This window comes from Sphingobium rhizovicinum, assembly GCF_042647625.1.
GTDB classification, from domain to species: Bacteria; Pseudomonadota; Alphaproteobacteria; order Sphingomonadales; family Sphingomonadaceae; genus Sphingobium; species Sphingobium rhizovicinum.
The window spans coordinates 3,100,249-3,117,081 of record NZ_JBHRVU010000004.1 but is presented as its reverse complement, the minus strand read 5'-3'; the positions used below and the strand labels follow the sequence as shown (position 1 = coordinate 3,117,081).

18 protein-coding genes and 1 tRNA gene are annotated in these 16,833 nt (G+C 64.7%); 12 read left to right on the top strand and 7 right to left on the bottom strand.

The window, feature by feature from the left end:
* Positions 1-60 precede the first annotated feature (60 nt).
* Positions 61-151 (bottom strand) — tRNA-Ser (locus ACFOKF_RS16345).
* Positions 152-251: 100 nt separating this feature from the next.
* Here ACFOKF_RS16345 and ACFOKF_RS16340 point away from each other — a divergent pair.
* Positions 252-1,142, top strand: a complete 891-nt coding sequence (locus ACFOKF_RS16340; RefSeq protein WP_380796974.1) for a peptidylprolyl isomerase — start codon at positions 252-254, stop codon at positions 1,140-1,142.
* Between the two features lie 265 nt (positions 1,143-1,407).
* Here the strand turns inward: ACFOKF_RS16340 and ACFOKF_RS16335 are convergent, their stop codons facing one another.
* Positions 1,408-1,875, bottom strand: coding sequence for an Lrp/AsnC family transcriptional regulator (locus tag ACFOKF_RS16335; protein ID WP_380796973.1), 468 nt, complete (start codon positions 1,873-1,875; stop codon positions 1,408-1,410).
* A 155-nt stretch (positions 1,876-2,030) separates the two neighbouring features.
* Here ACFOKF_RS16335 and ald point away from each other — a divergent pair, with 155 nt between their 5' ends.
* From ald to ACFOKF_RS16305, 6 genes are all read left to right on the top strand, one after another.
* On the top strand, positions 2,031-3,146 hold the full coding sequence (gene ald, locus ACFOKF_RS16330; protein ID WP_380797841.1) for an alanine dehydrogenase: 1,116 nt from the start codon (positions 2,031-2,033) through the stop codon (positions 3,144-3,146).
* A gap of 380 nt (positions 3,147-3,526) precedes the next feature.
* A complete protein-coding gene (locus ACFOKF_RS16325) occupies positions 3,527-4,357 on the top strand; it encodes a sulfite exporter TauE/SafE family protein (RefSeq protein WP_380796972.1) in 831 nt (276 codons plus the stop codon).
* Between the two features lie 102 nt (positions 4,358-4,459).
* Positions 4,460-5,173, top strand: coding sequence for a response regulator transcription factor (locus ACFOKF_RS16320; protein WP_380796971.1), 714 nt, complete (start codon positions 4,460-4,462; stop codon positions 5,171-5,173).
* On the top strand, positions 5,166-6,518 hold the full coding sequence (locus tag ACFOKF_RS16315) for a sensor histidine kinase (RefSeq protein ID WP_380796970.1): 1,353 nt from the start codon (positions 5,166-5,168) through the stop codon (positions 6,516-6,518). Before ACFOKF_RS16320 ends, ACFOKF_RS16315 begins: the two co-directional genes overlap by 8 nt.
* A complete protein-coding gene (locus ACFOKF_RS16310) occupies positions 6,511-7,071 on the top strand; it encodes a hypothetical protein (protein ID WP_380796969.1) in 561 nt (186 codons plus the stop codon). The genes ACFOKF_RS16315 and ACFOKF_RS16310 overlap by 8 nt, the downstream gene beginning before the upstream one ends.
* A 176-nt stretch (positions 7,072-7,247) precedes the next feature.
* Complete coding sequence (locus ACFOKF_RS16305; RefSeq protein WP_380796967.1) at positions 7,248-7,610, top strand: hypothetical protein; 363 nt, start codon at positions 7,248-7,250, stop codon at positions 7,608-7,610.
* A 135-nt stretch (positions 7,611-7,745) separates the two neighbouring features.
* Here ACFOKF_RS16305 and ACFOKF_RS16300 read toward each other — a convergent pair whose 3' ends face one another.
* A complete protein-coding gene (locus ACFOKF_RS16300) occupies positions 7,746-8,948 on the bottom strand; it encodes a phospholipase D-like domain-containing protein (protein WP_380796966.1) in 1,203 nt (400 codons plus the stop codon).
* 124 nt (positions 8,949-9,072) lie between these two features.
* Here ACFOKF_RS16300 and rpoZ point away from each other — a divergent pair, with 124 nt between their 5' ends.
* A complete protein-coding gene (gene rpoZ, locus ACFOKF_RS16295; protein WP_007708529.1) occupies positions 9,073-9,417 on the top strand; it encodes a DNA-directed RNA polymerase subunit omega in 345 nt (114 codons plus the stop codon).
* A 158-nt stretch (positions 9,418-9,575) separates the two neighbouring features.
* Here rpoZ and ACFOKF_RS16290 read toward each other — a convergent pair whose 3' ends face one another.
* Positions 9,576-9,917: a glycine zipper 2TM domain-containing protein gene (locus ACFOKF_RS16290; protein ID WP_298401008.1), complete on the bottom strand. Its 342-nt coding sequence runs from the start codon at positions 9,915-9,917 to the stop codon at positions 9,576-9,578.
* Positions 9,918-10,029: 112 nt separating this feature from the next.
* Positions 10,030-10,743: a uracil-DNA glycosylase gene (ung, locus tag ACFOKF_RS16285; RefSeq protein ID WP_380796965.1), complete on the bottom strand. Its 714-nt coding sequence runs from the start codon at positions 10,741-10,743 to the stop codon at positions 10,030-10,032.
* Between the two features lie 95 nt (positions 10,744-10,838).
* On the opposite strand from ung, the gene bla reads away from it, so the two are divergent.
* Genes bla through ACFOKF_RS16270 form a run of 3 tightly spaced genes read left to right on the top strand, consistent with a single transcriptional unit; the run spans position 10,839 to position 13,419 of the window.
* Positions 10,839-11,894 (top strand): class A beta-lactamase, encoded by a 1,056-nt coding sequence (gene bla / locus ACFOKF_RS16280; protein WP_380796963.1) that lies wholly within the window; start codon positions 10,839-10,841, stop codon positions 11,892-11,894.
* A 52-nt stretch (positions 11,895-11,946) separates the two neighbouring features.
* Positions 11,947-12,303 carry an Mpo1-like protein gene (locus ACFOKF_RS16275; protein WP_380796962.1) on the top strand — a complete coding sequence of 119 codons (357 nt, stop codon included), beginning with the start codon at positions 11,947-11,949 and terminating at the stop codon, positions 12,301-12,303.
* A gap of 48 nt (positions 12,304-12,351) precedes the next feature.
* Positions 12,352-13,419, top strand: coding sequence for a GNAT family N-acetyltransferase (locus ACFOKF_RS16270; protein WP_380796960.1), 1,068 nt, complete (start codon positions 12,352-12,354; stop codon positions 13,417-13,419).
* Here ACFOKF_RS16270 and ACFOKF_RS16265 read toward each other — a convergent pair.
* Positions 13,397-14,266 (bottom strand): cupin-like domain-containing protein, encoded by an 870-nt coding sequence (locus ACFOKF_RS16265; RefSeq protein WP_380796959.1) that lies wholly within the window; start codon positions 14,264-14,266, stop codon positions 13,397-13,399. The two genes, ACFOKF_RS16270 and ACFOKF_RS16265, sit on opposite strands and share 23 nt — an antisense overlap.
* Entirely contained in the window at positions 14,263-15,387 is a 1,125-nt protein-coding gene (locus ACFOKF_RS16260; RefSeq protein WP_380796957.1) for a GNAT family N-acetyltransferase, read from the bottom strand. The genes ACFOKF_RS16265 and ACFOKF_RS16260 overlap by 4 nt, the downstream gene beginning before the upstream one ends.
* Before the next feature lie 157 nt (positions 15,388-15,544).
* Between ACFOKF_RS16260 and ACFOKF_RS16255 the strand changes: the two genes are divergently transcribed.
* Positions 15,545-16,546: an NAD-dependent epimerase/dehydratase family protein gene (locus ACFOKF_RS16255; RefSeq protein ID WP_380796955.1), complete on the top strand. Its 1,002-nt coding sequence runs from the start codon at positions 15,545-15,547 to the stop codon at positions 16,544-16,546.
* Positions 16,547-16,833: the final 287 nt, after the last annotated feature.

Genomic DNA, 16,833 nt, shown 5'->3' with positions numbered 1-16,833 from the left:
GCAAAAACCCCGGAAAATCAAGGTTTGGTGAACGTATGCGAACCGTGGGGGATGCAGACTTGGCGGAGCGGGAGGGATTCGAACCCTCGATACGCTTTTGACGTATACTCACTTTCCAGGCGAGCGCCTTCGACCACTCGGCCACCGCTCCGCATATCGCTGGAGGCGGCTCCCTATCGCGGGCCGGGCGGCGAGGCAAGGGGCATTGCGCAGGGCTTTACATTATCCCGCGCGCCCTGTCTGATCGCGGCATGACCCATCGCCTTCGCGCCCTGCTGCTCGCCGCCCTTGTCGCAACGCCCGTCTTCGCCGCTGATCCGCCTGCAACGCCCGCCGGGGTCGTCGCACAGGCGCCGTCCAGCGCCTGGCAGGCGATCCCGGCGGAAGATCTGCTGATCATGACGATCGAAGGGGGCAAGCGCATCGTCATTCAGTTGGCGCCGGCCTTCTCACCCCGCCATGTCGCCAATATTCGCGCGCTGGCGCAGGCGCATTGGTGGGACGGCACCAGCATCAACCGGGTGCAGGACAATTATGTCGTGCAATGGGGCGATGCGACGGAAAAGAAGCCAATGCCGCCCGGCCTGTCGCCGACCAGTCCTGACGATTATGCGCTGTCGATCACGAACCGACGGCTCGCCGTCACGCCGCTGCCCTATGCCGATGCCTATGCGCCCACGACCGGCTTCGTCGGTGGCTGGCCGGTGGCGATGGATGGTTCCGCCGCCTGGCTGCCCCATTGCTATGGCTATGTCGGGGTGGGACGCAACCTGTCGCCCGATGCGGGGACAGGGGCGGAGCTTTACACGGTGATCGGACAGGCGCCGCGTCAGCTGGACCGCAATATCGCTGTTGTCGGCCGGATCATTGACGGGATGAGCAGCCTGTCCAGCCTGCCGCGCGGATCGGGCGACCTGGGCTTCTATACGCCGCAGGAGCATCAGGTGCCGATCCTGTCGCTGCGTCTGGCCAGCGACCTGCCCGAAGCGCAGCGGCCGCATTTCCAGCAGATGGACGTCGCCTCCCCCAGCTTCGCCGACTATCTGCGCCTGCGCGCCAACCGGAAGGATGATTTTTACGATCGTCCGGCGGGCGGCGTGGATCTGTGCAACGCGCCAGTCCCCGTCAGGCTCACGCCTTAAGCGGCGCGGACGGGTTTCGATCGGCCCGGAGTGGGCGATAAAGTGACAAAAGAGGCGCAAAATGCGTATGAAAATGTCACCTTATGTCACTTTTGCCCTGTGCGCATGGGCAACCCTGCATGGCTCAATGGCCAGCGCTTATTATACTGACGATTGAAGGAGCCGATCGCAGGATAGAAGAGGACGATCCCGTAGGACAGGTCATGGCCGTAGCGCCGGGATAGAGAGAGGTCGAGCGTCGCCGGCGCATGTGCCAGACGAATTGTCAGTTTCCGATTCCCCGCAGCCGATAGCCGCGCCAGTCGCGGATGCGGCGGATGGCGAAGCTGGTGCGGATGGCCGAGACGCCGGGCAACCGCGCGAGGCAGTCGCGATGCACCGCATCGAAGCCTTTGAGGTCGGCGGCCGCCACGCGCAGCAGATAGTCGGCCTGTCCCGCCATCAGATGACATTCCAGTATTTCGGGGAAGTCGGCGACGGCCGCCTCGAACCGATCCATCGTCTCATGGCTCTGGCTGGTCAGCGAAATTTCGACAAAGGCGTGGAGGTCAAGGCCCAGCGCGGTCGGATCGAGCCGGGCGGCATAGCCGGCGATCATCCCGCCATCCTCCAGCGCCTTGATCCGCCGGTGGCAGGCGGAGGCGGACAAGCCGATCAGCTCGCTCAGTTCCTGCATAGATCGTTGCGAATCCTTCTGCAACGCCTCCAGGATCGCGACATCAAATCGATCCATGCAACAAAATCCCGTAAAATTGCTTCTTTTCAGGATAGCATCCTGATCCCGTCGGTCCAATGTCCAAAATCAGGGAACATTCGCAGCCCGGCCCGCGCTATGATGTGCGGCATAAGGGCGTGCCGTGCGCACGCCTGACTTTTCGGAGAGTCATGATGATCGTCGGCACTGTCAAAGAGATCAAGAATCACGAATATCGCGTTGGCCTGACGCCTGAGAGCGTCCACGAACTGACCGCCCATGGCCATCGCGTGCTGGTGGAAACGGGCGCTGGCGAAGGCATTGGCGCCAGCGATGCGTTTTATGAAAAAGCGGGCGCGGACATCGTCGCCACCGCCGCCGAAATCTTCGCCACGGCGGAGATGGTCGTGAAGGTGAAGGAACCGCAAGCCGCCGAGCGCGCCATGCTGCGCCCCGGACAGATTCTCTACACCTATCTGCATCTCGCGCCCGATCCCGATCAGACGCGCGATCTGATCGCCAGCGGCGCGACCTGCATCGCTTATGAAACCGTGACCGACGCATCAGGCGGCCTGCCGTTGCTGAAGCCCATGAGCCAGGTTGCCGGCCGCATGGCGATTCAGGCGGGCGCGACCGCGCTTGAAAAGGCGCATGGCGGCCGCGGCGTGCTGCTGGGCGGCGTGCCGGGCGTGCTGCCCGCCAAGGTGGCGGTGATCGGCGGCGGCGTCGTCGGCTTCAACGCGGCGCAGATGGCGGCGGGTCTGGGCGCGGATGTCACCATCCTCGATCGCAGCCCCGAAGTGCTCGAAAAGCTGGGCATGTATTTCGAGGCGCGGGCCAAGACCCGCTTCTCCAATCGCGCGAACCTGGCCGAATGCGTGGCTGAGGCGGATCTGGTGGTCGGCGCGGTGCTGATCCCCGGTGCGGCCGCGCCCAAGTTGGTCAGCGCCGACATGCTCAAGACCATGAAGAAGGGCGCGGTGCTGGTCGATGTCGCGATCGACCAGGGCGGATGTTTCGAAACCAGCCATGCCACCACACATGCGGAACCGACCTATATCGTCGATGGCGTCGTGCATTATTGCGTCGCCAACATGCCGGGCGCGGTCGCGCGCACCAGCACCTATGCGCTCAACAATGTGACGCTGCCCCATGCGCTGCGCATCGCGGAACTGGGCTGGAAGGAAGCGCTGCGCCGCGACCCGCATCTGCGCGAAGGGCTGAACGTGTGGGACGGCAAGGTGACGTATCGCGCCGTCGCCGACGATCTGGGCCTGCCCTACACCCCTGCCGAAGAGGCGATCGCCTGATCGGCCCATTTCCGGTTTCCCGGCGTCCCGACAGGCGCCGGACAATAAAGGCGCCAGGGTCCCTTGATGCTGGCGCCTTTTATTTTGCGCCAATTTTTGCGCCATTTTTGCGGCTGTCGGCCCAGTGTTTCCCGACATTATTTCCTGGCATTGTTTCCCGATCGCGTCCGACTTTGGGAGAAGGGCTTGCGGGTTCCTGCCCCCCGTTCGTCTAGGTCGGCAAGGGGGACATGACCACATGCCCCCCATGCATCCTGGTTTCGCCGAAGAGAGGCATGGTTTAACGTCATGGTCGATATTCCCACATTCGCCGCCTTGATCCGCAAAGGCGATCGCCGCAACATGCGCGCTGGGCGCATTGTGCTGAAAGGGGCGTGCTGATGTCCGGTGATGTCATGACCTGGCTGGTGCCGCTCATCGCCATGCTGGCCGCTGGCCTGCTTGCCGGCTTTGCCGCTGGTATTTTCGGCATTGGCGGCGGTTTCGTCGTCGTGCCGGCCCTGCTTGTCGTGCTGCCGCTGCTGGGCGGGACCAAGGACGCCATCGCCCATGTCGCGATCGGCACGTCGGCCGCGACCATCATCGTCACCTCGATCCGGTCGTTGCTGGCCCATGCCAAACGCGGCGCGGTGGAGTTTGAAGTGCTCAAAACCTGGGCGCCCTGGATCATATTGGGCTGCGGCGCGGGCGTGCTGCTCGCCAGCCATGTCGATGGCACCACGCTCAAGATGATCTTCGGCGGCGGCGTCATCCTCATGTCGCTCAACTTCCTGCTGCCCAAGGTCAGCGGCAAGGTGCTGAGCGACACCATGCCCTCGGGCATCGTGCGCATGGGCATTGCCGGCGGCCTTGGCACCTTCTCCTCGCTGCTGGGCATTGGCGGCGGCACCATCGCCATCATGGTGATGACGCTGTGCGGCCGCACCATCCACCGCGCCATTGCGACGGCTTCGGGCATCGGCACGCTGATCGCCATCCCGACCACCATCGGCTTTGCCATCATCGGCCTGAAGGAAGGCGGCCTGCCCTGGGGGTCGCTGGGCTATATCAACATCCCCGCCACGCTGGCGATCGCCTCCATGTCGATGCTCACCGCGCCGCTGGGCGTGGCCGCAGCGCACAGCCTGCCGGCCGGTCCGCTCAAGAAGATTTTCGGCGTCTATCTGCTGATCATCGGCGCACTGATGCTGCGGGCCGGCCTGAAGGTCTGAACTATTCCATAAATGGGTCGCAATCCTCCGGCGGCCGCCAGCGACGGGCTAACAGCCTTTGTCACTGGCGGCCTTTGTCGTTATGGCTAAGGCGGTGGAATTATGGGGCAGAGCGATCAGATTAGCGTCTTGCTGGTAGAGGATGATGATGCCGCGCGCGCCAACATTGCCGCTATCCTGACCGGCGCGGGCATCAATGTCGAACAGGCGGCGGATGGCGCGATCGGCCTGCAACGCGCGGGCGGGGGCAGCCATGATGTCATCATTCTGGATCGCATGCTGCCGCACCTGACCGGCATTGACATTGTCACCCGGTTGCGCGTCGCGGGGGTCGGCGCGCCGGTGCTGATGCTTTCTGCCCTTGGCCGCAGCGAACATCGGGTCGAGGGGCTGGAAAGCGGCGTCGACGATTATCTCGCCAAACCGTTCGAACCCGATGAACTGGTGGCGCGCGTCCGCGCCCTCTGGCGGCGCGCCAACCGCGGCGGCAATCATGATCCGGTGCTGCTGTTCGGCGATCTGGAATGCCATGTGAAGGCGCGCACCGCCTTTCGGCAGGGGCGGCACCTGCCGCTGTCGCCCAAGGAGTTTGAACTGTTCCGCTATCTGATGGACCATGCCGGCGAAGTGGTGACGCGCGAAATGCTGCTCCGCCATGTCTGGAAGCTCAGCTTCGATCCGCAGACCAACGTCGTCGACGTCAATGTCGGCCGCCTGCGCCGCAAGCTGGAGGAAGGGTTTGACAGCCCGGTGCTGGAAACCGTCTGGGGCACCGGCTATCGGCTGATTGCAGCAACTGGCGCCGGTCTTGCCTAGACCGGACCTGCTCCGGTCGGTCTTTGGACGGGTTACGCTTTCCGCGCTTCTTGTCAGCCTGTTGTCGACTCTGGCGCTGTTTCTGGTGGTGCAGAAGATTGTCGAGGATGACGGCCGGGCGATGCTCGGGCGGGAGGTCGATACCGATCTCGCCGGTCTGGCCGACATCTATGTCAGCGGCGGCGACGCCGAACTGAAGGACCGCATCGGCGATCGGCTCGCGGTCAGCCGCGAGGATGGCGAGCGCAGCTGGTACATGCTGGCCGACGCCAATGGCCGGCGGCTGGCGGGCAATCTCGAACAATGGCCTTCGATCGCGCCGGAAGTGTCCGAAGCCCGCTTTGTCGACCTGCCCGATGGTGATCGCATGTTCGGCCGCGCCACCCAATTGGGCCCGCGCGCAAAGCTGCTCGTGGGGCGCAGCAATTATCGGGGGGAGGCGTTGCTGACCCGGCTGGCGGTGGCGTTTTCCGTCGCTGGCGCAGGCATTGCGCTGCTCAGCCTGATTGCAGGCCATTTGGCGGCTCGTCGCCTGCGCGCACGGGTCGGCGTGGTCAACGCCACTTTCGATGCGGTGCGCGCAGGGCGGATCGCGGCGCGGGCGCCTGGCGCTGGGGACAGCGACGAACTGGCCGAACTGGCGGCCAACACCAACGCCATGCTCAACCAGCTGGAGCGGCTGGTGGAGGCGCAGCGCGCCGTGTCGGACCAGACCGCGCATGAGATTCGCACGCCGCTGATGCATCTCGACACGCGCATCCTCAAGGCGATGGAAAGCACAACCGACGATGCGCTGCTGCGCACGCTGGAACAGTCGCGCGGTGAAATTCGCGGCGTCGTGCGGTTGCTCGATTCGCTGCTCGATATTGCCAGCACGCAGGCGATGCGCGGCGATCCGCGCGGCCTGGCCGATGTCAACCTTAGCGATATTGCCGAAAGTCTGGCTGATCTCTACGGCGCCAGCGCGGAGGAACTGGGCATCGGCTTCCATGCGCGGATCGCACCGGGCGTACATTTTCGCGCCGATCCGATGCAGATGACGCGGGTCATGTCCAATCTGCTCGACAATGCGTTCAAATATGTGCCGAGCGGCGGGTCCGTCCTGCTGGAGCTGTCGCCCGGTCCCCGCATCGTCGTGCAGGATGATGGTCCGGGCATTCCATGCGTCGATCGGGAGCGCGTGTTCGAACGCTATGTCCGGCTTGACGGCGCGCGGGGCGGGGGGCATGGCCTTGGCCTGTCGCTTGCCAGGGCGATTGCGGAGCGCCATGCGCTTTCGTTGCATGTGGATGACGCCGCGCCCGGTGCGCGCTTCGTTATTCAGCCGGAGGACCGTGATGATTAGGCTGCTTGTGCCTGCATTGATGCTTGCCGCTGCGCCGGCTGCGCCCGGCGCTGATCATTTGCCCGACGATCCGGTGCTGCGGCTGCTGATGGCGGGGGACGCCGCCCGTGCGACCGGCAATGGCGCGTTGCTGCTGGACAGCGCGCAGCAGCTCAAGCTGCTGGGCGCGCAGCCGGCCGAAGGGCAGGAGGATCTGGCTGCGGTCTGGACGCGGGAAGCCGGCGCGCACGGCCGGACCGAGCCGGCCTTCGCCTTTCGCGGGCGGGCATTGGGACCGGCCTATCGCAAGGGATCGCTCGATGCCGGCGGCAGCGTCACCATGCGTCAGCTGTTTCTGGCCGGGCAGCGCGCGCAAATATCGCTCGCCCCGTCGGGGCATGCGCCCCGCCTGTCGATCCGGGTGCAGGATGCCGAAGGCAGCACCCTGTGCGCCAAGGCGGTCGGCGGCCCGCAGGCCGATTGCGCCTGGTTGCCTTTGTTCACGGATCGCTATGACATCGTCATCGCCAATGGCGGCCCGGAACCCGTGGCTTTCTACCTGATCGTGCGCTGATCCGGTAACCCTTTGCCTTGACTTTATAAAGTCGGGAATTTCGGGATTTTCTGCGGCTCGTTCCGTCGCTCTCCCCGTGCGCTTCGTCCATTCTGCACATCCGTTCAGGCGCAAAGCGCCGGGGTCGGCGCGTTGTGGAGGCATATGGTTCTTAAATAGCAGGAAGGAGAGAACCCATGATCCGTTCGAAGCTTCTGGCCGCCGCGCTTTTGAGTGCAGCCCCTGCGGCCGCTTTCGCCCAAGGCCCGGTCGTCAGCTATGAGGAACAACTTGCCAGGGTCGAGGATCAGCTGGTCTATCCCGCGCCGATCGCCGGGGTCGAAAACGACTATTGGTTCAATTATCAGACCGATCTTGCCGAAGCGCGCAAGGAACTGACCAAGGATTTGCGCCATTCGTCCGATGCGGAGGATAATCGCGACGCCTGGGACGAATATCGCGCCGAACTGGCCGACGCTCGCGGCGATTATGCCAAGGAAATGACCGAAAAGGGCTATCCGGTCGGGCAGGTGCGCGTCCTGACCGACAATGGCCGCTAGAGCATAATCCGTTCATTCTGAACCGGACCACGCTCTACTTATCTTTTGTTTTCCGCATTTTCCGAGCCAGCAGATGATGCCATCTGCTTCGAAAATGCTCTAAATCTGGATAGAGGGGAGGGGCTTGCCTTCCCCTCAGTCCGCATCGGGATCGCGGAAGTTCAGTCGCCGCGTCACCGTATAATCCAGCACGCCGACCAGCAGATAGCTGATCCCCTGTTTCAACAGGGTCAGGAAGGCGCGGCTGGCGCGATGCGCTTCCAGGCTGATCGCCCGGCTCCGCCCTGCCTCCTTCGTTATGAAGGCGCGCATGGCCGTCGCGAAATCCCGATCCTCCACCCGCAGCATCAGCTCCAGATTGAGGAACAGGCTGCGCATGTCGAAATTGGCTGAGCCGATGAACACCGCATCATCGATCACGATCAGCTTCATGTGCAGCTTGCATGGCTGATATTCGTAAATCTCCACGCCCCGCCGCAACAGGGGGCCATAGAGCAGCCGCGCCGCCGCGATCGTCGCGCCATTATCGGACTTTGCCGGCAGGATGATGCGCGCGCCCGATCGCCGCGCCGCCCGCGCGATCCGCTTCAGCATGCCGCGACCGGGCGAGAAATAGGCGGCGATCATGTCAACCCGCTGCGCCTGTTCCAGATCATGCTTCACCACCTGCGCCCAGGGACTTAGCCGTCGGGTAGGCCCGCCGATCAGCCAGCGAAAGGGTTCGGCAGGATCATGATGCGCCATGGGATGCCATTGCCGCACCATATGGCGCAACGTGCGGAACCGCTGGCCTTTGGTCGACACCCATCGCCATAGCTGGCCGTACCAGCGGCTCATCGCCTCCACCTGATCGCCCTCGATCCACAGGCCGATGTCGCGCCAGCAATCGTCGGCGGGTATGCCGAAATAGCCGTCCTCGACATTGAAGCCGCCGATCAGCAGCCGGGCGTCATCGGCGATCGCCATCTTCTGGTGGTTGCGAATCAGGTAGCGGGTCGATCGCCGCGTGCCAAAGCGGTTGAAATGCCCGCCCGCCTCGATCAGCGGGGCAAAGAAGCTGTCGGGCGTATCCGATGATCCAAACCCGTCGACCATCAGCGTCACGGCGACCCCGCGCGCGCGCGCCGCGATCAGCGCATCGCGAACCATCGTCCCGCTGCCATCGCCGGCAAAGATATAATAATAAAGTTTCAGGCTTAGCCGCGCCCCGTCGATCAAGGCGATCAGCGCCTCGCGCAGCGCCGGACCTTCGGTGATCAGGTGCAAGCGGTTACCCGCCAGCGTGACGCGCAAATCCTCTCCATGGGGGCGGGGCGGGGCGGGCTGGACGGTCGCCATGGCCCTTCATGCCCCGTTTAGCGGGCATGCGCCATGGCTTTATGGCCTTTTTATTGACTCTTTGCGGAGGCGCTGCTAGGCGGCGAGTTCACGACTTTCCTTCCGTTTTTGCAGGAGGCCCTGTTTGGCCCGCGTCACCGTCGAAGATTGCGTCGACAAGGTTACCAACCGTTTTGACCTCGTCCTGCTCGCCGCCCAGCGCGCGCGGGAAATTTCCGGCGGCGCCGAGCTGACGCTCGACCGCGATCGCGATAAGAATCCGGTCGTTGCGCTGCGTGAAATCGCTGAAGAAACCGTTCTGCCCGCCGATCTGCATGATTCGGTCGTCGCGTCGCTGCAAAAGGTGCAGATTGACGATGACGATACCCCGGACGAGATTGGTTCGATCGCCCAGTCGGCGGAGGCGCTGCGCCTGACCGCCGCCGCGCCGCCGCGCAACCAGAATATCGGTGGCGATTACGACGGCTGATCGACGAACAAGTTTGGAGAGGGAATGAGGCCCGGCCCGCGCAAGCGGGACCGGGCCTCGATCATTTCCGGTGCCATGGGTTCCGGGTACAGGGGATACCGGATCGGCCGGAAAGGAAAGGGGCGGCCCTGTCGGCAGGCCGCCCGTCCTTGATCAGTTTAGCACTTGCTGTTGCGGTCGATTGCCCGGCCCGCCAGTGCACCCGCGCCCGCGCCGATGATGGTGCCCGGCGCACGGTCGCCGCGCGTATCTACCGCCCGGCCCAGCAATGCGCCGGCGACGCCGCCCAGCAGCAGGCCGGTGGTGCCGCCAGACTTGCGGCAGCGATAGCCGCGATCGTCGCGATAGCCGCGGCGATAGTCACCGCGATAATGATCCCCGCGATAGTCGCGATGATAGCCACGGCGATCATGGTCGCGGGCATAGGATGCCGAAGGGATCACGGCGGTCAGCGTGGCGGCGGCCATGGCGGTGGCCAGAAAGGCTTTGCGAATGTTCATCTCACTGTCTCCTCAGACCCGGTTATCGATGTCGGGAGCAGATATGGCATCGCCTGCTTGTGCCGATCCTGAACCACGCTGTTATCCGCCGTTCAGGATCGCGATCGTCGGGCTATAGCGACAGGGCGCGCTGGCCCGCAGGTCCGGGCGGCAACGCCCAGTCGATCGCGCCCCGGCCCGTCTCCTCCAGAAAGGCGTTCGCCTTGGAAAAGGGCCGCGATCCCAGAAATCCGTTATGCGCCGACAGCGGTGAAGGATGGGCGGATTTGATCACCAGATGGCGGCTTTGATCGACGAAAGCGGCCTTGCGCTGGGCATAGGCGCCCCACAGCAGGAAGACGACCGGCTCCTCCTTCTGTGCGACCAGCCGGATCACCGCGTCGGTGAACAGCTCCCATCCCTTGCCCTGATGCGACGCTGCGCGCGCCATCTCCACCGTCAGCACGCTGTTCAGCAACAGCACGCCCTGCTGCGCCCAATGCTCCAGAAAACCGTGATTCGCGCGCGGGATGCCCAGGTCGGCCTCCATCTCCTTATAGATGTTGACCAGCGACGGGGGCGTGCGCACGCCCGGCTGCACCGAAAAGCACAGGCCATGCGCCTGTCCTTCGCCATGATAGGGGTCTTGCCCCAATATCACGACCTTCACCTGATCCAGGGGAGTCAGGTCCAGCGCGCGGAAATATTCGCTGCCCTTGGGGAAGATCCGCTTGCCCGCCGCCTTCTCCGCCTGAAGGAAGGATTTCAGCGCCTGCATATGCGGCGCGGCGAATTGATCGGCCAGCGGCGCGCGCCAGCTTTCGTGCAGCTTGATCGTCTCGGTCATGGCGCCCTGCATGGCCTGCGCCACAAAGCCCTGTCAACGCGCCCATAGGCGGTTAATGGCCTTGCCTCGTCCGCTGCAATCCGCGACTAGGGGGCATGTCGCTTCCCCGTTCGCTGTCTGTGCTTGCCGCCTTTGGCCTGTTCCTTGCCCCCTTGCCCGGCGCCGACGCCTTCGGTCCACCGCCCAAGCCGCTGCTTCAGCAAGGCGCGGAGGCCAAGCTGCTGGCCGAATTTGCCCGCTTCGCGACATTGTCGGACGGGACGGTCGGCATCGCCGTGCGCGATCTTCAGACTGGCGAGACGCAGTCCTATAATGGCGACACGCTCTTCCCCATGGCCAGCGCCTACAAGGTCGCGGTGGCCGGCCGCATTTTCTCCCTGATCGACGCAGGCGCATTGCGGTTGGACGACAAGCTCGCGCTCGATCCCGCGCTGGCCAGCGAGGGCGGCATCGCCTGGATGTTCTCCCGCCCCGGCGCCAGCCTTTCGGTCGACCGGCTGCTGGAACTGATGCTGCAAAAGAGCGACAATAATGCGACCGACGTTCTGGTCGCGCGCGCCGGCGGGCCGCAGGCGATCACCGCCTTCGTCAACAAGCTGGGCGTCACCGGCCTGCGCGTCGACAGCGACACCGCGCATCTCCTGTATCGCGCCATGGGCATTCACCCGCAGTCCGGCACTTTCCGCCAGAATGCCGACGCCGCGCGCCGCGCCAACCCGCAACTGGCGGTGCGCGACATCCGCGACCTGCCCAACCTCGCCTTCGCGATCGAGCCGGAGGATACGTCCACGCCTACGGCGATGCTCGACCTCATGACCGCCTATGAAGAAGGGCGGGCCATGTCCGCCGCCAGCACCCAGCGATTCTTCACCATCATGGCGCATTGCGAAACCGGCAAGGCGCGGATCCGGGGCATGCTGCCGCCGGGCACTGCCGTGGCGCACAAGACCGGATCGCTCAACGGCGTCGGCAATGATGTCGGCGTGGTGCGCCTGCCCGATGGTCGCCGCTTTGCCGTGGTCGTCTTCGTCATGAAGGACAGCAAGGGTCATGTCTCGCGCGACCGCATCATCGCCGAGGCGTCGCGCGCCGCCTATGATTATTTCCTCTACGCCCCGGACAGGGCGCACGGCCGGGCGCATATCGGTTAACATGGATCAAGGGATTGGATAGGATCGCGGCGGAGAGGATGCCGTGAGAAGCATGCAGCGATTCCGTGATTTCTGGCCCTATTATTTGCAGGAACATGCGCGCGCCGGCACGCGCGCGCTCCACTATGCCGGCACCAGCCTGGTGATCGGCTTGCTGGCGACGGCGCCCTTCGTTGGCCAATGGTGGATGGCGGTCGCGCTGCCGGTTGCGGGCTATGGCTTTGCCTGGGCCGGCCATGGCCTGATAGAGCGCAATCGCCCCGCCACCTTCCGCTATCCGCTCTGGTCGCTGCGCGCCGATTTCGTGATGTGGCAGCGTTTTCTGACGGGAAAGATCGGCCGTGATCTCGCCAGAGCCGGCGTGCGGGCGGACGGCACGGTCGATCCGGCGCGCCGGATTGCGGGGTAGCGCCCCGATCCGCTTGACCCGGCCTGAAGCTCTGCCACAAGGGGCGCGATGGCGCTCTCCGCAACCTTCTCGCTGCCCGACCGGGCGACACTGGCGCAGCGCTGGCAGGCGCTGGAGGTGCGGTCGGACGCGTCCTTCTTCCTGCGCTGGATCTGGGTTGGCGCCTGGCTGGACAGCTATCCCATCCGGCCGGAACTGCTCGCCGTCACCGACGAACAGGGGCGGGATGTGGCGCTGGCGCTGGTCGGCCATGCCGTGCAGCCGCGCCTGCTGGGCCGGATCGCGACGCTCAGCCTCAACCAGTCGGGCGATGCAGACGCTGATCGCCCCTATGTCGAATATAATGGCCTGCTGGCCGAAAGCGGCCGGGAAGAGGAGGCGACGGCCGCAGCCCTGCCAGCCCTTGCCCGCCGTCGCGATTGGCGCGCGCTGCGATTGAGCGGCATCGCGCCGCAATCGCCGCTGCTCGGCCTGCCGGCGCGCCGCCGCACCCGCAGCGACGTCTCGCCCGTCTATCAGGTCGATCTCGATGCCGTGCGCGCGGCGAATGGCGATTATCTCTCGCTGCTCAGCGCCAATACGCGCAGCCAGATTCGCCGCGCGATGAAGGATCATGGCGGCCCGCTGCCCGATGTGGCGGTCGCCACGCTGGACGACATCGCTCCCTGGCTGGCGGAGATGGCCGCGCTCAACAGCGGCCGTCATGCCGACAATGCGTGGGACAGCGCGCCCTTCCGCCAGTTCGTCGCGACCATCGCCGCCCGCGGCCTGCCCAGCGGCGCGGTCGAACTGCTGCGATTCAGCGATGCCGGCGGCGTGGTCGGCCTGCTGGTCAATTTCGTGCAGGGGGGCATGGCGATGAACTATCAGTCCGCCTTTGCCGAGCCGCGCACCGGAAAGGACAAGCCCGGCCTGCTCTGCCACGCCGCCGCCGTCGGCCGTTATGCGGCGCGCGGCCTCACCCGCTATTCGCTGCTCGCGGGCAAGGATCGCTACAAGCAGAGCCTTTCGACCTGCGAAGAGGCGCTCGAATGGTGGACGCTGGAACGGTTCAGTCCGCGTCTCGAAGCCGAAGCGCTGCTGCGCCGCCTGCTCAGGCGCCCAGCTTCCGCATGACGCGATAGACCAGCCGGCGCAGCCCCTGTCTTTCGGGCTGCGCGCTCACCGTCCCCACCGGCAGGCCGCGCTTGCGCAGCAGGGCGTTGAAACTGTGCAGTTCGCCTTCGGCCACGCTGCGTTCCGACCGCCATGTCACCGACAGGCTGACCGACACGGTCGGGCCGTTTTCCACGAAATGCGGCGCCTTGACCGGCACATGGATCGCGTCGCCCGGCTCCAGCCGCACCGCTTTGCCATGCGCCTTGAACCCGTCCTGCCACACCAGATTGCGATGCCCGCCGCCGTGGAAATCCTCGCTCTTCTGCGCCGGCACCAATTGCTCGTCGCGCGCGGGGAAGACCGTCATGGTCTTCACGCCCATGATCTGGAGCAGGATATTATGCTCCGGGTCCATGTGAAAGGGAGTCACGCTGCCCGGCGACGACAGGAAGATGAAGGCTTCGCGGTGGAGCATCGGCCCGGTCTTGTCCGCGACGATCGGCGCCAGTTCGGCCAGCGCTGCGTCCAGCAATGCGGCATAGGCCGGGTCGCGCTCGACATTTTTCAGCACCGCCCAGCTGCCATTGCTCTCGATCGTGCGGATCGTTTCGCCCAGGGTCAGGCCGTTGGACGGCGTATCTTCCGGCCGCACGCCCAGCGGCAGCTTCCCCAGATTATATTCCACCGACGCCGCCGGCATCCGTTCGGCCAGCGTCGCCAGCGCATCCAGCGTCAGTAGCGAATGGCCGGCCAGCCCATGGCTCAGCCGCGTCGACTGGTCGGGATAGGCGGCGGCGAAGATCGCGCGCGCCTCCTGCGGGAAGGTTGCGCCGCTCGCCGGCGCGATGGTGCCGTGCGCGGTCATCGCTGTCCTTTCAGGTAACTTGCCAGAGTTTCCACGCCATTGGCCGCGGCAAAGGCGGCGGCGCGTTGCAGCCGCGCCATCCCCGTGCCGCGCAGCGCGATGCGATATTGGACGATGGTGCGCCTTTCGGCCCACAGGCTGTCGATCATCGGATGGTCGGGCGCGGCGCAACTGTCCATCCAGCCGATCGTCGGATCGTCCTGCACCGCATGCAGATTGGCGATCTCGATCAGCACGCCGGGGGAAAAGCGCCCCAGTGCCTCATCAATGGCGATCTTGAAGGAAAAGGCGCCATTGCCATGGCGGAAATTGGCCAGCATCGCGATCGCCCGGCCATCCAGGTCGATGCGCAGCATGTGCAACCGTCCCGCGTCGCACGCGGCGGCGCAGGCCGCACGGAAAAAGGCGGCCTCTTCCGGCTTGCAGCGCAGCGCCGTGCCTTCCTGCCCCTTCCAGCCCGACGCCTCCAGTGTCAGGAAATTTTCGCACCATGCGGGCAGGTCGGCCGGATCGTGCAGCAGTCGCGTCTCGACCGCGCCCATCTCCGCCAGCCGCTTCTGCAATCGGCGCAATTCCTTGCGCTTCTTCGACCGGACATTGCTTTCCCAATAGGCGTCGGCGCTCAGCTCCGACCGCAGCATCGCCCGTTCATAGCGGTGGATTTCGCGCCAGCCGCGCCGCTGTTCGGCGCACACGGCCTCGATCGCGGCGGCATTGGCGCCGGCGGCATCCAGCCCCTCCATATGCAGGAAGCCGCCCGCCCAGGGCGCTGCGTCCAGTTGCGCCAGAAAACTGCGCCACGCTGCGGCCTCCTGCCCGCGCCGCAGCATCGGCGCGCCGAAGAAGCAATGGGCGTGCATCCAGTTGCCAACGCATCCGATCGGCAGACGGCCGTGGCGGGATTGCGTGGCGACAGGCAACAGGCCGATCAGCATGGCCCCGTCGCGCGCCTCGATCAGTTGGACTTCCTGTCCGCCGGGCAGATGCTGGATCGCAGCGCCCAGCATGTCGGGCGCATAAAAGGCGTTGGCCTCCGCCGCATCGCGCGCCAGCGCATCCCACGACGCGTCCTGTTGCGCGGTCGGTGTTTTCGCCCAGGATGGATGGGATGCCATGTCCATGGCTTTTCCCATAGGCGGTAAAGATTAGAGAAAGCCTAAATGGGCCATGGGCGTTGAAGTCGCGGCGACAGGACAGGGCTTTACTTTTGAACGACGGATTGTTTGAGACGGTGCGGGTGCGGCATGTCGGTGTCGCCAGGCAAAGGAGTAGAGTGGCATGACGATCCTGATCACCGGCGTCGCCGGGTTCATCGGCATGCATGTCGCCGACCAGTTGCTGGCGCAGGGGCACGCCGTCGTCGGCATCGACAATCTGAACGATTATTATTCGGTGGCGCTCAAGCGCGACCGGATCGCTCGGTTGCAGGCCGCCCATGGCCGGCTGTTCACGTTCCACGAACTCGACTTTGCCGATATGGATGCGGTGCATGCCGCGCTGGGCGATCAGGTGATCGAGGCGATCGTGCATCTGGGCGCGCAGGCGGGCGTGCGCTATTCGCTCATCAATCCGCACGCCTATGTCCGCTCCAATCTGACAGGGCATGTCAACATGCTGGAACTGGCGCGGGAACGGCGGGTGCGCCACTTCGTCTACGCCTCGTCCTCGTCGGTTTATGGCGGCAACGACACGCTGCCCTTCCGGGTCGAGGACCGGACCGATCATCCCGTCTCGCTCTATGCCGCGACCAAGCGCGCTGACGAGCTGATGAGCGAAACCTACGCCCATCTGTATCGTATCCCCATGACCGGACTGCGTTTCTTCACCGTCTATGGCCCCTGGGGCCGGCCCGACATGGCGATGTGGATTTTCACGGCGAAGATATTGGCGGGCGAGCCGATCCCGGTTTTCAACCATGGCCGGATGCAGCGCGACTTCACCTATATCGATGATATTGTGGGCGGCGTTCTGGCCTGTCTGGATCATCCCCCGGCTGATGACGGGGCAGCCAAGGCGGGGGGAAGCCGCGCGCCCCATCGCCTCTACAATATCGGCAATAACCGTCCGGAAGAACTGATGCACCTGATCGCGGTGCTGGAGGAGGCGATCGGCGTGAAGGCGCAGATCGATTTCCAGCCGATGCAGCCCGGCGACGTCCACGCCACCTATGCCGACATCAGCGCCATCGCCCAGGACATTGGCTATGCGCCGAAGACCGGAATCGAGTCGGGTGTGCCGCGATTCGTGAACTGGTATCGCGCCTATCATGACGGGCGCTGAAATATGACGCATTGCACGCACGAAGCGCGGAGTGGTTCCGCAATTCATCGCTGTAAATGATCGTTTCATCTTATGTATCCCGCGATGTGCATGATTTCACCGACCGGGCGACATTTCAAAATTTCTTTCGCACCTGCAAAATGGATTGCCATAAGTGCCTGAAACGGCGTAAGCCATCTTCCCATGCCGGTTGAGAAACTGGCTAGGGGTCGCGGAACGAGGAAAAGACGACACATCGAACACGATGGTTCGTCGCCGCTGGCTGGGCTGGAATATCCGGCCTGGGC

What these genes read in the sequence shown, in the direction of transcription:
- ACFOKF_RS16305 (WP_380796967.1), top strand. Translation starts at nt 7,248, where the DNA reads ATGATCCGTTCGAAGCTTCTGGCCGCCGCGCTTTTGAGTGCAGCCCCT.
- ACFOKF_RS16290 (WP_298401008.1), bottom strand. Translation starts at nt 9,917, where the DNA reads ATGAACATTCGCAAAGCCTTTCTGGCCACCGCCATGGCCGCCGCCACG.
- ACFOKF_RS16340 (WP_380796974.1), top strand. Translation starts at nt 252, where the DNA reads ATGACCCATCGCCTTCGCGCCCTGCTGCTCGCCGCCCTTGTCGCAACG.
- ACFOKF_RS16320 (WP_380796971.1), top strand. Translation starts at nt 4,460, where the DNA reads ATGGGGCAGAGCGATCAGATTAGCGTCTTGCTGGTAGAGGATGATGAT.
- ACFOKF_RS16270 (WP_380796960.1), top strand. Translation starts at nt 12,352, where the DNA reads ATGGCGCTCTCCGCAACCTTCTCGCTGCCCGACCGGGCGACACTGGCG.
- ACFOKF_RS16255 (WP_380796955.1), top strand. Translation starts at nt 15,545, where the DNA reads ATGACGATCCTGATCACCGGCGTCGCCGGGTTCATCGGCATGCATGTC.
- ACFOKF_RS16265 (WP_380796959.1), bottom strand. Translation starts at nt 14,266, where the DNA reads ATGACCGCGCACGGCACCATCGCGCCGGCGAGCGGCGCAACCTTCCCG.
- bla (WP_380796963.1), top strand. Translation starts at nt 10,839, where the DNA reads ATGTCGCTTCCCCGTTCGCTGTCTGTGCTTGCCGCCTTTGGCCTGTTC.
- ACFOKF_RS16275 (WP_380796962.1), top strand. Translation starts at nt 11,947, where the DNA reads ATGCAGCGATTCCGTGATTTCTGGCCCTATTATTTGCAGGAACATGCG.
- ACFOKF_RS16310 (WP_380796969.1), top strand. Translation starts at nt 6,511, where the DNA reads ATGATTAGGCTGCTTGTGCCTGCATTGATGCTTGCCGCTGCGCCGGCT.
- ald (WP_380797841.1), top strand. Translation starts at nt 2,031, where the DNA reads ATGATCGTCGGCACTGTCAAAGAGATCAAGAATCACGAATATCGCGTT.
- ACFOKF_RS16335 (WP_380796973.1), bottom strand. Translation starts at nt 1,875, where the DNA reads ATGGATCGATTTGATGTCGCGATCCTGGAGGCGTTGCAGAAGGATTCG.
- ACFOKF_RS16300 (WP_380796966.1), bottom strand. Translation starts at nt 8,948, where the DNA reads ATGGCGACCGTCCAGCCCGCCCCGCCCCGCCCCCATGGAGAGGATTTG.
- ung (WP_380796965.1), bottom strand. Translation starts at nt 10,743, where the DNA reads ATGACCGAGACGATCAAGCTGCACGAAAGCTGGCGCGCGCCGCTGGCC.
- ACFOKF_RS16260 (WP_380796957.1), bottom strand. Translation starts at nt 15,387, where the DNA reads ATGGACATGGCATCCCATCCATCCTGGGCGAAAACACCGACCGCGCAA.
- ACFOKF_RS16325 (WP_380796972.1), top strand. Translation starts at nt 3,527, where the DNA reads ATGTCCGGTGATGTCATGACCTGGCTGGTGCCGCTCATCGCCATGCTG.